Annotated in this window: 11 protein-coding genes; 2 read left to right on the top strand and 9 right to left on the bottom strand. The window is 70.0% G+C overall.

Annotated features, from left to right (window positions below; translation table 11 throughout):
• Nucleotides 1-36 precede the first annotated feature (36 nt).
• Complete coding sequence (locus OG538_RS34870; RefSeq protein WP_406099616.1) at nucleotides 37-1,533, bottom strand: hypothetical protein; 1,497 nt, start codon at nucleotides 1,531-1,533, stop codon at nucleotides 37-39.
• Between the two features lie 231 nt (nucleotides 1,534-1,764).
• Between OG538_RS34870 and OG538_RS34865 the strand changes: the two genes are divergently transcribed.
• Nucleotides 1,765-2,904, top strand: a complete 1,140-nt coding sequence (locus OG538_RS34865) for an aminoglycoside phosphotransferase family protein (RefSeq protein WP_406099615.1) — start codon at nucleotides 1,765-1,767, stop codon at nucleotides 2,902-2,904.
• Between the two features lie 93 nt (nucleotides 2,905-2,997).
• On the opposite strand, the gene OG538_RS34860 is transcribed toward OG538_RS34865, so the two are convergent.
• Nucleotides 2,998-4,329, bottom strand: coding sequence for an N-acetylmuramoyl-L-alanine amidase (locus tag OG538_RS34860; protein WP_406099614.1), 1,332 nt, complete (start codon nucleotides 4,327-4,329; stop codon nucleotides 2,998-3,000).
• Nucleotides 4,330-4,730: 401 nt separating this feature from the next.
• Here OG538_RS34860 and OG538_RS34855 point away from each other — a divergent pair, with 401 nt between their 5' ends.
• Nucleotides 4,731-6,944 (top strand): germacradienol/geosmin synthase, encoded by a 2,214-nt coding sequence (locus tag OG538_RS34855; RefSeq protein ID WP_406099613.1) that lies wholly within the window; start codon nucleotides 4,731-4,733, stop codon nucleotides 6,942-6,944.
• On the opposite strand, the gene OG538_RS34850 is transcribed toward OG538_RS34855, so the two are convergent.
• The 7 genes from OG538_RS34850 to OG538_RS34820 form a co-directional block, all read right to left on the bottom strand.
• Nucleotides 6,920-9,313, bottom strand: coding sequence for a glycosyl hydrolase family 95 catalytic domain-containing protein (locus tag OG538_RS34850; RefSeq protein WP_406099612.1), 2,394 nt, complete (start codon nucleotides 9,311-9,313; stop codon nucleotides 6,920-6,922). The genes OG538_RS34855 and OG538_RS34850 overlap by 25 nt on opposite strands.
• A 119-nt stretch (nucleotides 9,314-9,432) precedes the next feature.
• A complete protein-coding gene (locus OG538_RS34845) occupies nucleotides 9,433-9,933 on the bottom strand; it encodes a hypothetical protein (RefSeq protein WP_018550733.1) in 501 nt (166 codons plus the stop codon).
• An 85-nt stretch (nucleotides 9,934-10,018) separates the two neighbouring features.
• Entirely contained in the window at nucleotides 10,019-10,426 is a 408-nt protein-coding gene (locus tag OG538_RS34840) for an ACT domain-containing protein (RefSeq protein WP_406099611.1), read from the bottom strand.
• Nucleotides 10,427-10,750: 324 nt separating this feature from the next.
• A complete protein-coding gene (locus OG538_RS34835) occupies nucleotides 10,751-10,984 on the bottom strand; it encodes a DUF397 domain-containing protein (protein ID WP_406100418.1) in 234 nt (77 codons plus the stop codon).
• Nucleotides 10,985-11,109: 125 nt separating this feature from the next.
• A complete protein-coding gene (locus OG538_RS34830; protein ID WP_406099610.1) occupies nucleotides 11,110-12,276 on the bottom strand; it encodes a thiolase domain-containing protein in 1,167 nt (388 codons plus the stop codon).
• Nucleotides 12,269-13,321 (bottom strand): thiolase domain-containing protein, encoded by a 1,053-nt coding sequence (locus OG538_RS34825; protein WP_406099609.1) that lies wholly within the window; start codon nucleotides 13,319-13,321, stop codon nucleotides 12,269-12,271. Before OG538_RS34825 ends, OG538_RS34830 begins: the two co-directional genes overlap by 8 nt.
• A complete protein-coding gene (locus tag OG538_RS34820) occupies nucleotides 13,322-14,263 on the bottom strand; it encodes a Zn-ribbon domain-containing OB-fold protein (protein ID WP_406099608.1) in 942 nt (313 codons plus the stop codon).
• Between the last annotated feature and the right edge of the window lie 75 nt (nucleotides 14,264-14,338).

Genomic DNA, 14,338 nt, shown 5'->3' with positions numbered 1-14,338 from the left:
CCGGTGCGTAGCGCCCCTTCTTCACGGTGCCAACGGTCAGATCTCCGAGCTCCTGGGCCTCTTGACTACGGTGCTCTGCGGGAGTGAGAGCTGGATCTCCTCACGGAGGTCCTCGATCTTCGCGTACCCCGCGAACTGGCCCGTCAGCCGGTACATTTCGCGCAGCCGGTCCCAGGTGCGGTGCGAAGAGGTCTCCCCCATCGTCACCAGGGCGAGCCGGGCGTAGCGGTCGGCCTGTTCGGGGTCGTCGGCAATGAAGCAGGCCGAAGCGAGCGAGATGTAGTCGAAGATCTTGGACCGCTGACGTCCGTTGACCCGGAGTTCCAGCGCCTGCTTCGCGTGGCGCTGGGCGATGACCGCCACTGAGGGGTCGTGCTCGGCCAGCGTGCGGAACGCCAGGGCCTGCATGCCGTGCAGATCGGCCTCGTCGAACATCTGCATCCAACTGGGCGGTGGCACATCGCCCTTGTCGGAGATGAAGAGCTCCTCGGCCCGGCCGAGGGTGCGCCGCATGGCCTGCCCCCGGCCCATGGAGGCCTGCGCCCAGGCCTCGATGGTGTGCAGCATCGCCTGGGTGCGCGGCAGGACCATGTCGCCCGAGCCGGACTTGGCGAGCTTCATGAGGTCGAGTGCGTCGTCGGGACGGCCCAGATGGACCATCTGGCGTGCGGCCCTGGAGAGCGCCTCGCCCGCCCTCGGCCGGTCACCGCCCTCGCGTGCGGCGTGTGCGGCGATGACGAAGTACTTCTGGGCGGTGGGTTCGAGGCCGATGTCGTGGGACATCCAGCCGGCCAGCACGGCGAGGTTGGCTGCGACGCCCCAGAGGCGGCGCTGCAGGTGGTCGGGGTGACGGTAGGCGAGCATGCCTCCCACCTCGTTGAGCTGGCCCACCACCGCCTTGCGCTGGAGGCCGCCACCGCGGGAGGCGTCCCAGGCGCGGAACACCTCCACGGAGCGTTCCAGCGCGTCGATCTCCTCCGAGCCGATGGGTGCGGCCTCGTACCGGTCATAGCCGGCCGGGTCCGCGAGCACGGGGTCGTCGATGCGTGGGGCGTCGGCCGCCAGTACGGGGTCGGTGTGCAGCCAGTCGTGCATGGGGCCGGCGATCGTGGAGCCGGCGGCGAGCGCGGCGCCCGCGCTCACCAAGCCGCGTCGGTTGAGCATGAGGTCCATTCCCGTGAATTCGGTGAGGACCGCTGCCGTCCGCTCGGGCGCCCACGGGAGTTGGTCGGGATTGTGTTCCGTCCCGGTCTCTCGCCGTTTCCCCACACGCCCGCGCCGGCCGAACCCGAGGTCCTCGATGGTCACGACACGACCGAGCCGCTCGGTGAACAGAGCTGCCAGCACTTCGGGCACGGGATCGCGCGGGGACTCCCCCATGTCGATCCATCGCCTCACGCGCGAGGTGTCGGTGGCCAGTTGCGGGTGGCCCATGGCCGCCGCCTGCCTGTTCACCATTCTCGCGAGTTCGCCCTTGGACCAGCCGGCAAGGCCGAACAGGTCGGAAAGGCGGGTGTTGGGTTCTCCGGTCACGTCAAGCCCCCAGGTTCTCGGCTGTGTTGACAGTAACCCCCTGTCAGATGCCCTGCGACTATTCGCCAGCCTTCGCCAGGGGTCGCCACGTGGTCTGCCATGGGCCTCTCGGTGTCAGGTAGGAATGCGCCACCCCGCCCGGCAGCCCTAGGTACTCCCCAGGGTGCCGAACGGCCGCCGGCCGGGGCGGCGCACGCAACTTGTCGGCGCACGAAGGGATCTGTCTCGCCCATGTACACAGCATCGTCCTCCGTGTCCGCCCCGCCCCGGCCGCTGCGACCCCTGGGGGTGGGTGGCGGACCGTATCTCGACCCCCGCGCCGCAGCCCCCGCGCCCGGCATCGGCCGGACCCGGCGCGTGGCCGGGCCGGGTACCCCCTCACTCAGTGGAAGACTGGACCTGTCCGGTCCGCAGGGCGCGCAGCTGAGGATGGCGATCGCCTCGGTGCACCGGATCTGCCCGGAGTTCAATCCGGTACAGGTGCTGCGGCGCAGCGGCCGTTCGGTACTCCTCGTCGGTTCCACCGGCCGCGCGACCGCCGTCGCCAAGTGTTTACTGGACCACTCCCCCGCGTGGTCGGAGCGGTTCCGCCACGAAATAGCGGCATACCGGGCGTTCGTCCGGCACCGTCCGCCGGTGCGGGTGCCCCGTCTCATCGCGGCGGACCCGGAGAACTGCACGCTGGTCATCGAGCGGATGCCCGGCCGGGTGGCGGCGCTGACCAGGCACCCGTCGGAGGCCCCGCCGCGGGCAGACCTGCGGGCCGTGCTCGGAGCGGTCAGCCGGGTCAACGCCTGGCGTCCGCCGGCCGGTCTGTTCGACGCCCCCCTGGACTACGCGGCACGCATCGCGCGGTATCACGAGCTCGGTCTCTTCACCGACCGTGATCTGGGCGACCTGCAGAAGTTGCTGCACGGACTCGCCCACGCCGGTGGCCGTCAGGGCATGGGGCAGTTCTGTCACGGTGACGCGCTGCTCTCCAACATTCTGCTGTCGCCCACCGGTCCGGTTCTGGTGGACTGGGAGCACGCCGGCTGGTACCTGCCGGGCTACGACCTGGCGACGCTCTGGGCGGTGTTGGGTGACGCGCCGGTGGCCCGGCGTCAGATCAGCCAGCTGGCCCAGGTCGCCGGTCCCGCGGCGCGGGACGCGTTCCTGGTCAACCTGATGCTGGTACTCACGCGGGAGATCCGTACGTACGAGACGGCTCTTCAACGGGCCATGCGGGACACCACCGCGCCGGCCAGGACGGGCCAGGACCGTCCGGGTGCGCTGTCGTCAGGTGAGGAGCAGCGACTGCTGCTGCGTCGCCTCCACGACGACTGCGCCATGGCGCGGAGTGCCGTTCGAGCCGCGGTCGGCACTCGCTGACCTGACCGACGGGGGATGCGCGCTGCGGGTCCGGTGCCGACACACCGGCCCCGCAGCGCGCTGTTGTGCTGTCTTAGGGCAGGGCCCGGCGGCTCAGTGTGCGCGGACGATGTCCACGTCCGATGCCTTCACGAAGGCGATGCGGTGGCCGATCTGGACCGTCACGTACTTCTCCTTGCCCTGGAAGTACGCGTGGTCCAGTGGGTACGAGGAGTCGATCGTCGGCGCGTAGAAGAAGCCGGTGGGGGCCTCGCCGCCACCGGGGTAGGACTGCCCGGCCTTGATGGTGTACTGCAGCGCCGTGCCCACCCGCCGGTCCGCGAAGTCGGCCGGATACTCGGCCTTCTCCGGATACGCCACCCCGTACACCGGCACCTCCGCCTTGCCCGCCTTCGGCCTGACGACGTATCCGGACGAGGGGATGGTGGTGCGGGTACGGGCCGGGGTGCTGAACCAGGCCTTCTTGCCGTACCACCAGATCGCCGTCCAGCCGGGTGCGTGGTCGGCTACGACGGCCTGCTGGGTGGCGCTGATCTTGCTGCCCCAGTCGGCCGCGCAGTTGGTGCCGGGCGATCCGTCCGTGTGCAGGCCCGGGTCGGAGAAGAGCGGTGCGTCCTCGGACGGTTCCGTGTGGAGCGGCACGGCGCTGGAACCCTGCACGGGCAGGTCGACGGCCTTCTCGCAGTCACGGAACGCCTGTTGGTTGTCCTTGAACCGCGGACTGACGGTGATGAGTTCGCTGCCCTTGCGGGCCGTCGGCACGGTCGGTTTGCCGACGAGCGCCATGAAACGGTTCCAGTCCCAGTACGTGCCCGGGTCCCAGTGCATGTTCTTGGTGCCGGAGGCGCTGGTGGGCGGGACCCCGTCGTGCCCGATGATGTGCTGACGGTCGAGCGGGATGTCGTACTTGGCAGCGAGATAGCGTACGAGCTTCGCCGTGGAGCGGTACATCTCGGGGGTGTACCACTGCGCGCCCTCGGTGGCCACACCCTCCTGCTCGATACCGATCGAGTGGGTGTTGAGGTACCAGTTCCCGGCCTGCCAGGCGACGTCCTTGTTCTTCACCATCTGTGTGACATGACCGTCGCCGGATCGCACCACGTAGTGGGCCGAGGTCTGCTTCAGCGGGTTCTGGAAGATCTTCAGGGTGGTGTCGAAGTCCTCCTCGGTGTCGTGGAGGACGATGAATTTGATCTTGTTGCTGTTCGGCCGGTCCGCGGTGTCGTAGTTGCCGTACGTCTCCTTGTCGGCCGGGTCACCGGTCTGCTGGTAGGCGGCCGGGACCCAGTCGCACTCAAGACCGCGCGGGCATTCCGGCCGCACCCCGTCCGCGCCGGCGTGTGCCGCGGGACTGAGCAGCGCGAGACTCAGCGCGCCGGCGGTGGTCAGCGCGAGTGCGCGTCCGGTCCTCTGCTTGGACGTCATGACAACCCTTCTTGGAGCTGGGCGTTACCGGAGCCGTACGGATCGAGAGGTGTTCGAGTGGCGATCTTGCGTTCCTTTGTGCGCGCACACTCTCTGACCTGAGGTGATGGCACGTCAAGGGTGTGGTGGGGGCTGCGGGTCGAACCAGTGGACCAGACCACTGGCGGGTGCTCTGACCTGCGGAGGGAAAGGGGCAACGGCTTTCTGGCGGTACTGCGTTACCTGAGTTTTACGCTGGCGCCGACCGGTCGGCGCAGCACCCGGTCATCCCTCGAACGAGCGCACTTGTTGTGTGACTAATGGCGGCGGTGCGTGCCTCGAACGGCCGAAGGGTAGTGCTGGCGCGGAACGACCGAACCGCGTGACGCTCACTCGAAGGCTTATCGAAAGGCCGGACGCACATGGCACAGCCCTTCACCCTGCCGGACTTCTATGTCCCGTATCCGGCGCGCCTCAACCCGCACGTCGAGGAGGCGCGAACGCACACCAGGACGTGGGCGCGGGCCATAGGGATGCTGGAGGGCTCGGGCATCTGGGAGGAGAAGGACCTCGACTCCCACGACTACGCGCTGCTGTGCGCCTACACCCACCCCGACTGCTCGGCCGAGGCGCTTTCCCTGGTCACCGACTGGTACGTGTGGGTCTTCTTCTTCGACGACCACTTCCTGGAACTGTTCAAGCGCACCCCCGACCGCGAGGGCGGCAAGCGATACCTGGACCGGTTGCCCGCGTTCATGCCGATGGAGCGCGGTGCCCCGACGCCGGACCCGGAGAACCCGGTCGAGGCGGGGCTGGCAGACCTGTGGGCGCGGACGGTGCCCGGCATGTCGGACGCATGGCGGGTGCGGTTCGCGGAGGCGACGAAGAACCTGCTGAACGAGTCGTTGTGGGAGCTCGCCAACATCAACGAGGGCCGCATCGCCAACCCCGTCGAGTACATCGAGATGCGCCGCAAGGTGGGCGGGGCCCCGTGGTCGGCGGGCCTGGTGGAGTACGCGGCGGGCGCCGAGGTGCCCGAGCCGGTGGCCGGTGAACGGGCGCTGCGAGTGCTGCGCGACGCGTTCTCCGACGGGGTCCACCTGCGCAACGACCTCTTCTCGTACCAGCGAGAGGTCGAGGACGAGGGTGAGAACAGCAACGGTGTCCTGGTCCTCGAACGTTTCCTCGACTGCTCGACGCAGGAGGCCGCCGAGGCGGTGAACGACCTGCTGACGTCCCGGCTCCAGCAGTTCGAGAACACCGCGCTGACCGAACTGGGCCCGCTCTGCGCGGCGAAGGGTCTGGACGCGGCCCAGACCGTGGCGGTGCTCGCGTACGTCAAGGGGCTGCAGGACTGGCAGTCCGGCGGCCATGAGTGGCACATGCGCTCCAGTCGCTACATGAACGATGGAGGTGCCGCACAGGCCCCGCCGGGCTTCGGTATGGCCGCGGCGTCGATCCGCTTCACGCCCCGTTCGGAAACCGCCAGGTTCCGCAGCCACACCCATCTGCCTCACCAGCACGTCGGCCCGTCCCTGCTGCCCGACTTCGATCTGCCGTTCGGCACGACGCTCAGCCCGCATCTGAACGGGGCCAGGGAGCGGCTGGTCGAGTGGGCGGGCCGGATGGGCATCCTGGAAGCGCAGCCGGGGGTTCCGGGCTCGCACATCTGGGACGAGGAGCGGTTGCGGGCCATCGACCTGCCGCTGTGCGCGGCCGGCATCCATCCGGACGCCACCCCGGACGGGCTGGACCTGTCATCGCGGTGGCTGGCATGGGGGACGTACGGCGACGACTGGTTTCCGGTGGTGCACGGGCGGACCCGTGACCTGGCGGGTGCCCGGCTCGCGAATGAGAGGCTTTCGTTGTTCATGCCGCTCGACGGGAGCGCGGTGCCCGAGCCGGTCAACGCGCTGGAGCGCGGGCTCGCCGATCTCTGGGAACTCACCGCCGCACCGATGGACGGCAGCGGCAGGCGGGCGTTCCGCACGGCCGTCGAGGACATGACCGCCAGTTGGCTCTGGGAGCTGGCGAACCAGGCACAGAACCGGATTCCCGACCCGGTGGACTACGTCGAGATGCGCCGCATGACGTTCGGCTCGGACCTGACGATGAGCCTGTGCCGGCTCGGGCACGGCAGGAAGGTGCCGCCGGAGATCTACGAGAGCGGTCCGCTGCGCTCCCTGGAGAACGCGGCCGCCGACTACGCCGGACTGCTCAACGACCTGTTCTCGTACCAGAAGGAGATCGAGTACGAGGGTGAGGTGCACAACGGCGTCCTGGTCGTACAGAACTTCTTCGGGGTGGACTACCCGACCGCGGTGGAGATCCTTCACGACCTGATGAAGTCCAGGCTGCGGCAGTTCCTGCATGTCGCCGAGCACGAACTGCCCATCCTCTACGACGACTTCGATCTGGACGCGGAGGCGAGGGAGACCCTGGCCGGTTACGTCCAGGAGCTGAAGCACTGGCTCGCGGGCATCCTGATCTGGCACCGGGGATGCAGGCGCTACCGCGAGGAGGATCTGCGGCGGGGCACCGCGGCCCCGTGGCACCTGGGCGGTCCCACGGGGCTCGGCACCTCTGCGGCGCAGGTGACCTCGCTGTTCGTTCAGCTCTCGGGGGTCAGTGTGTAGCGCCGCCCGGCGCGGGCCCTGATGACCTTCTCGCCGCTCGTGAACAGCGTGCTGCGTAGGGTCACTTCACGGGTACGGCCCGCCGTGAGCACCACACGGCGGGCCTTCCCGGCGGCCCATTCGATGTCGACGGCGAATCCGCCGCGGGCGCGCAGCCCGCGCACGGATCCGTCCGCCCAGGCGTCGGGGAGGGCGGGGAGGATCTCGACGGCATCGTGCTGGCTCTGCAGCAGCATCTCCGCAATGCCCGAGGCGGCGCCGAAGTTCCCGTCGATCTGAAACGGCGGGTGGGTGTCCCAGAGGTTGGGCAGGGTGGAGCTCTTCAGCTGTTCGGCCAGCATCCTGTGGGCATGGCTGCCGTCCCGCAGCCGCGCCCAGAAGTTGATCTTCCATGCCTTGGACCAGCCGGTGCCACCGTCCCCACGGGCCCCCAGAGAGACCTCTGCGGCCTCGGCCCAGGGGCTCCCCGCCTCGATCTGCCGGCCGGGGTGGAGGCCGAAGAGGTGCGACACGTGGCGATGGGTGTCGGCCGGGTCGTCACGGTCGGTCTTCCACTCCTGGAGCTGCCCCCATGACCCGATGCGCAGGCCGGGATCGAGGCGGTCGAGGGTGGTTTCGAGACGGCTGCGGAAGGCCGGTGCGTCGCCGAGGGTACGGGCGGCCTCCAGGGTGCTCGTGAGGAGGTCGTGGACGATCTGCTGGGACATCGCGGCCCCGGCGGTGAAGTCCCCGTGCTCGGGCGAGTAGCTCGGGGTGACGACGAGGAGTCCGTCGCGCGGGTCCGTGCGCAGGTTGGCCAGCCAGAATTCGGCGGCCTCCTTCATGGCCGGATAGGCGGTGGAGCGCAGGTATGCGGTGGAGCCGCTGAAGCGGTAGTGCTCGTACAACTGCTGGGTGAGCCAGGCGGCGGCCTCGGGGAACCAGAAGGCGGTGGACCAGTCGTGCACTCCGGTGAAGCCGTACGGGTTGGTCTCGTTGTGCACGACCCAGCCGGCGGTGCCGAACATCTCCTTCGCCGTTCTGCGGCCGGGCTCGCGCATGGACTCGATGTAGCGGTCGTACGGGGCGGTGGCCTCGGCGAGGTTGGTGACCTCGGCGAGCCAGTAGTTCATCTGGAGGTTGATGTTGCTGTGGTAGTCGGCGGACCACGGAGGGTTGGTCGAGTTGTTCCATACGCCCTGGAGGTTGGCGGGCAGCGAGCCTGCCCGGGAGGACGCGATCAGCAGGTAGCGGCCGTACTGGAAGAACAGCGCCTCCAGAGCACGGTCCGCGGCGCTCGGCCCGCCGGTGTAGGCACTCAGCAACTGGTCGGTGGGCAGGTCGGGGAGCTCCTGGCCGATGTCGAGCGCGACCCGGTCGAAGAGGGTGCGGTGGTCGTTCACATGGGCGCCGCGGACGCTCTCGTACGACCTGGCCGCAGCGGCGTCGACGGCGGCCGCGACCTTTCGGTGCGGGTCCTCGCCCCGGTAGTCAGGGTAGGTGTCCGCGTAGTCGGTGCCCGCCGCGAGGAAGAACCAGGCGCGGTCGGCTCCCGTGACGGTGAGGCTGCCGTCGGCCCCGGCGGTGACCCTGCCGCCGGACGTGCGGACGCGGATCTGGGCCTCGAAGCGCAGTCCGTTGTCCTTGAGCGCGCCGCGGACGGTGAGCCGGTCTCCGGTGGCGGACGCGGTGAAGTCGTTGCGCGGCGAGGTGTACCGCAGGGTGAACGCCACCTGCCCCTGACGGTCCGCGCTCAGCCGTCCGGCGATGACGGCACCCGGGTGGGAGACGAAGAACTCCCTGCTGTGGGCGACCCCTTCATGGGTGTAGGACACGGATGCGAGGGCGGTGCGCAGGTCCAGTCCGCGCCGGTAGGAGGCGTCGGGCGCGGCCGGCGCTCCCGGCACGTCCAGGTGCAGCTCTCCGAAGACCTGGTAGGCGCCGTAACCGCGGCGTGCCTGCCCGAGTTCGGCGGCTACCTCGTCGGCGCCGACCGCCCCTTCGCGGTCGAGGCGGTCCTGCACTGCGGCGAGGGCGCCCGGCCTTGGGGTGGTCCAGTTGCCGAAGTCGTAGCCCTGGGCCGAACCGGGGCCGCCGGTCCACAGGGTCTTCTCGTTGACGGTGAGGAGTTCGGAGGCGAGCGTTCCGTGGACACTCGCCCCCAGGGCCCCACCTCCGATGGGCAGGGACTCACGCTCCCAGCCGGCGGCCGGCGCACGGTAGTGGAGCTCTGGGTTCGGCAGCTCCGCCTTCCGCTTACCCTTGCCCGATTCATCGGAGGTACTGGCGGCGGCTTCCGTGTCGGAGAGAGCGGGAACTCCCCACGCCAGAGCCCCTGTTACCCCGATCGCCGTCTTGACAGTGGTGCGTCGCGTCATCCCGGATGTCATGCCGAACGACGCTAGAGGTCCGACGACTGTGTGGACAAGACGCATGACAAAGCGGCCTCTTGGACAGAGGCCGCGTGTACTTGGACGGAAGTGGCGCAGCCGTAAGCGGCCGGACCGGCTCAGCCCTGCTGGAAGAGCTCGGCAGGCAGCGGCTTCAGGAGGGTGTACAGATCGTCGGTGATCGGCCGGTCCCAGCTGGCGATGGTGACGAGGACACCGTCGCTGCGGTCGAACTGCACGCAGGAGATACGGCTCTCGGAGAGCTTCACACGGCGGACGATCAGCAGGTTGTCGCCCTGCATCACGGGCATGTCCTCGGTGCCGGTGACCTCGACCGGCTCGTCGTTCTCCAGCGCGAGCAGCAGCTGCGCCACCTCGAAGGGAACCTGGCCCTCCTCCGTCTCGCGGGCGGGCGAGCCCTCCGGGAGATTGCCGATGATCATCGCGGGGCCGCGGCCGCCGAACAGGTCGTAGCGCAGGAACACGCCCTGACAGCTGCCGTCGGGGGCGGGCAGCAGACCGGCGCCGAGGTTTCCGGGCCAGTCGCCCGGGTCCATGGCCAGGACGTCGAAGTCGGGGCCCGCGGGTGTGGCGGCGCTACGGCGGCGGAGGAAGGACATGCAGACATGTTACGTGTCCGGGCCCGCCCCGCCGAGCCGGGCCCGGGCAGGCCTCTGCGGCAGCGCCCCCGTCGCAACGCCCCGGTCACCCCGTACCCGACTCCGCGGCCAGCGCCTCCAGCACGGCGACGGCCTCGGCGGACCGGTCGTACGGGACGAAGAGGTGGTCGTGGTGGAAACCGGCCACCACGTTGCAGCTGATCCCCGCGTCGGTGAGGGCGAGCGAGACGGCGGCGGTCAGCCCGACGGCCTCCAGCGCCGAGTGCACGCGGAGGGTGATCCAGCCGGCCACGTAGGAGTACGGCAGCCGGGCCGCCGCGGCTTCGGCCTGCAGGAGCACCAGCGTGAGACCTTCGGCCTCACGGACCGTGACGACGGGGCGGGCACCGTCGGGAACGGCTCCGTCCGGCGCGGTCACGTAGACGTAGCGCCCGGGGTTCAGCTCGGGACGCAGGCTGCTCAGCAGGACGCGAAGATCGCTCTCACCTGTCACACCCCCCACGCTACCTACGGAGTGCGTTGCCGCTCGTGCGGTGACACCAGCTTTTGTCCCTGGCCGACCTGCGGGAATGTGATCACCGACGGGCTGTCCCGCAATTCCTGGCGGGCGCACGACGACCATTGCGGGACAGCCCCGAGGAAGACCGCTGCGGTGATCCCCTGCTGCGGTGATCCCCTCATCAGTCGTGGGCCGCAGACCTACCGTCCACACCGATCGAACCCGGAGCAGGGCGGATCGCCTGCGGTGGGTGCGTCGAGGTGGTGAACGGCTCCGCCGTGGTGACCGAGATGTTCCGGCGCCAGAGGGTCTCGGCCGTCACCTCGGGTCGAATTCGCCCAGCCGTGCGTTCACGACGAACGTGCGCCATTCCGCAGGGGCGAAGACCAGCGGCGGGTTGCCGGGGCGCCCTGCGTTGCGCATCGCGATGAACCCCTCGACGAAGGCGATCTGGACGTCGCCGATGCCCTGACTGCCCGACCGCCACCGAGCGTTGCCGAGGTCGAGTTCCGGCTTGTCCCAGCGGGCAAAGGGCTGCTGCTGGGGCCTCATCCTGCGCGCCACGTCCGCTCCTCGCGCTCGTCATTGCGGCCGGGAAGAGCCTAGCCATCGCCGGCGTTCCCGAACAGGCCGCGGTACACGGTCGGTGGTGCGGCCCGTCCGGGAGGCCTCGCGGGTCAGCCCGTGGGCGGTTCGGAGCCGACGAGCCACATGGAGAAGAACTGCGCCCCGCCACCGTAGGCGTGGCCGAGCGCCCGCCGGGCACCGTCCACCTGGTGCTCGCCCGCCCGGCCCCGTACCTGGAGCGCGGCCTCCGCGAACCGGATCATTCCGGAGGCACCGATGGGGTTGGTGGACAGCACGCCCCCCGACGGATTCACGGGCAGGTCGCCGTCGAGTTCGGTGACTCCGGCCTCGGTGAGTTTCCAGCCCTCGCCCTCGTCGGCGAAGCCGAGGTTCTCCAGCCACATCGGTTCGTACCAGGAGAACGGCACGTACATCTCGACGGCGTCTATCTCCCGGCGCGGGTCGCCGATACCGGCCTGCCGGTACACGTCGGCGGCACAGTCCTTGCCGGCCTGCGGCGAGACGAAGTCCTTGCCGGCGAAGAGGGTGGGTTCGCTGCGCATCGCTCCGCCGTGGACCCAGGCGGGCGGGTGCGGTGAACGGTTCGCGCCCGTGCGGTCGGTGAGGATCATCGCGCAGGCCCCGTCGGAGGACGGGCATGTCTCCGAGTAGCGGATGGGGTCCCAGAGCATGGGCGCGGCCTGGATCTTCTCCAGGGTGATGTCCGGGTCGTGGATGTGTGCGTACGGGTTCTTGAGCGCGTTGCGCCGGTCCTTGTACGCGACGAGGGAGCCGACGGTGTCGGGCGCCCCGGTCCGGCGCATGTAGGCGCGCACATGCGGGGCGAAGAAGCCGCCCGCTCCGGCGAGCAGCGGCTGCTGGAACGGGATGGGGAGCGAGAGGCCCCACATGGCGTTGGACTCCGACTGCTTCTCGAAGGCGAGGGTGAGGACGGTCCGGTGCACGCGGGCCGCGACGAGGTTAGCGGCGACGAGGGCGGTCGAGCCTCCGACCGACCCCGCGGTGTGGACGCGAAGCATCGGTTTGCCCACGGCACCGAGGGCGTCGGCGAGGTAGAGCTCCGGCATCATCACGCCCTCGAAGAAGTCGGGCGCCTTCCCGATGACGACGGCGTCGATGTCCGCCCAGGTCAGCCCGGCGTCCTGAAGGGCGGCCACGGCGGCTTCGCGGACGAGTCCGGCGAGGGAGACATCACGCCGGGCGGAGACGTGCTTGGTCTGTCCGACGCCGACGACGGCCACGGGCTCCTTAGGCATGAGCGTTCTCCCCTTCGAGTACGGCGACGAGGTTCTGCTGGAGGCACGGTCCGGAGGTGGCATGGGCGAGCGCACGGTCGGACTCGCCGCGGTGGATGCGGGCTGCGGCCTCACCGAGGCGGATCAGCCCGGCGGCCATCAGCGGATTGGCTGCCAGCGCTCCGCCTGAGGGGTTCACCCGGACGTCGTCGCCGAGGCCGAGCGCCTTGCGCAGCACCACTTCCTGGGAGGTGAACGGGGCGTGCAGTTCGGCGGTGTCGACGGGGCGTTCGAAGACCCCGGCCCGTTCGGCGGCGATCCGGGTCGACGGTGATTGGGTGAGTTCGCGGACCCCGAGTCCGTGGGCCTCGATGCGGTGGTCGATGCCCCGGATCCAGGCGGGGCGCGCGCACAGGGCCCGCGCGGTGTCGCCGGCGGCGAGGATCACGGCGGCGGCGCCGTCGCCGATGGGCGGGCAGTCGCCGGCCCGCAACGGCTGGACGAGGTAGTCACCGGCCGAAACCTCTCCGCTGAGCTGGGCGTGCGGGTTGTCCGACGCGTCCGCGCGACTGCGGGCGGCGATGGCCGCGAGCGCGCTCTCGTCGGTGTCGCCCGCGTCGATCAGCGCCTGGGCCTGGAGGGCGGCGAGGGCGACGGAGTCCGGCCACAGCGGGCCCGTGTAGTACGGGTCGAGCTGCCGGGTGAGGACATCGCGCACCTGGCCGGGCGAGGACTTCCCGTAGGCGTAGACGAGCGCGGTGTCCGCCTCGCCGGTCTGGATCTTCACCCAGGCCTCGTACAGGGCCCAGGCACCGTCCATCTCGACATGGGACTCGGAGATCGGCGGGTGTGCGCCCACGCCGTCGAGCGCCATGGTGAAGGAGAAGGCGCGGCCGGCGAGGTAGTCGCTGGATCCGGAGCAGGTGAAGCCGATGTCGCTGGTCCTCAGGCCGGTGGCATCGAGGACCTGGTGCAGCACGGGCATCAGCATCTCGACTTCGGAGAGTTCGTCGGTGCGCCGCAGATGGTCGGTCTGCGCGAAGGCGACGATCGCTACGTCTCGCATCTAGACCAGCTCCTTGTACGCGTCGTAGTCGGCGTCCGGCTCGCCGGTGGGGCGGTAGTGGTCGGGGTGGCGGCTGCCCTCGGCCCATACGGGCTCGACACGCAGTCCCATCCGCACCTGGTCGTACGGGATGCCGCCGATCCGGGCGTGCAGGGCCAGGTCCGCGCCGTCGAGGGCGATGTGCGCGTAGACGTAGGGCACCTCGATGTCGAGGTTCTTCGCCTTGATGTTGACGACGCAGAAGGTGGTGACCGTGCCGCGCGGACCGACCTCGACCCGTTCGTCGGTGGCGACGCCGCAGGTGGGGCAGGCGCCGCGGGGCGGGACGTACACCTTGCGGCAGGACGGGCATCGTTCTCCTACGACGCGCCGGCCCGCGAGTGCTTCGAGGTAGGCGCTCTGCGCGCGGCCCGGCGAGTAGGTGTAGTCCAGGCGCGCGGGGGTGACGATGCCGGTGACCGGGCCCGCGAACTCGCCGTCGTGCGGAGCGGGTCCGCCCGGCTCACCCTCGTACGGCTCGAAGCAGGCGATGTCCGTGATGGCACCGCTGCGGGCCTCGGACCAGCGCACGCGGACACGCATGCCGGTACTGACGGCTTCGGGCCCGGGTGCGTCGAGGACGTGCAGGAGCGCTGTGTCGGCTCCGTCGAGGCGGACGAGCACCCAGGCGAAGGGGGTGTCCAGCGGCTGGTCCCGGCGGGGGTGCGGGTTCCAGGCCCAGGTGGTGACCGTTCCGGTGGACGCGACCTCGACCAGGTCACGGATCTCCTCGGCGGTGACGGGGTCGTACTCGACGGGCGGGACCAGGACCCTGCCGTCGCCGGTCCGGACGCCGAGCACGGTGCGTTCACGCAGTCCGGTGAGGAAGGCGCTCTGCACGGGGCCGAGGGAGCGGGTGAAGGGGAATTCGACCACCAGCGGTGCGCTGAGGACGTCGGGCACGGTTGCCTCCTTGGTTCGGGGGTCTGGTCGGTCGGGACCGGATCAGGCCGCGGCGTGCGGTGCCGTGCATCGCAA

The organism is Streptomyces sp. NBC_01013 (assembly GCF_045162765.1).
Lineage (GTDB): Bacteria > Actinomycetota > Actinomycetes > Streptomycetales > Streptomycetaceae > Streptomyces.
The sequence above is the reverse complement of the archived record's forward strand: the minus strand, read 5'-3'. Positions and strand labels throughout refer to the sequence as shown.

Bases quoted from the DNA above. Each gene is read 5' to 3' on its own strand.
- OG538_RS34865 (WP_406099615.1), top strand. From the start codon at position 1,765: ATGTACACAGCATCGTCCTCCGTGTCCGCCCCGCCCCGGCCGCTGCGA.
- OG538_RS34860 (WP_406099614.1), bottom strand. From the start codon at position 4,329: ATGACGTCCAAGCAGAGGACCGGACGCGCACTCGCGCTGACCACCGCC.
- OG538_RS34855 (WP_406099613.1), top strand. From the start codon at position 4,731: ATGGCACAGCCCTTCACCCTGCCGGACTTCTATGTCCCGTATCCGGCG.
- OG538_RS34850 (WP_406099612.1), bottom strand. From the start codon at position 9,313: ATGACATCCGGGATGACGCGACGCACCACTGTCAAGACGGCGATCGGG.
- OG538_RS34845 (WP_018550733.1), bottom strand. From the start codon at position 9,933: ATGTCCTTCCTCCGCCGCCGTAGCGCCGCCACACCCGCGGGCCCCGAC.
- OG538_RS34835 (WP_406100418.1), bottom strand. From the start codon at position 10,984: ATGAGGCCCCAGCAGCAGCCCTTTGCCCGCTGGGACAAGCCGGAACTC.
- OG538_RS34830 (WP_406099610.1), bottom strand. From the start codon at position 12,276: ATGCCTAAGGAGCCCGTGGCCGTCGTCGGCGTCGGACAGACCAAGCAC.
- OG538_RS34825 (WP_406099609.1), bottom strand. From the start codon at position 13,321: ATGCGAGACGTAGCGATCGTCGCCTTCGCGCAGACCGACCATCTGCGG.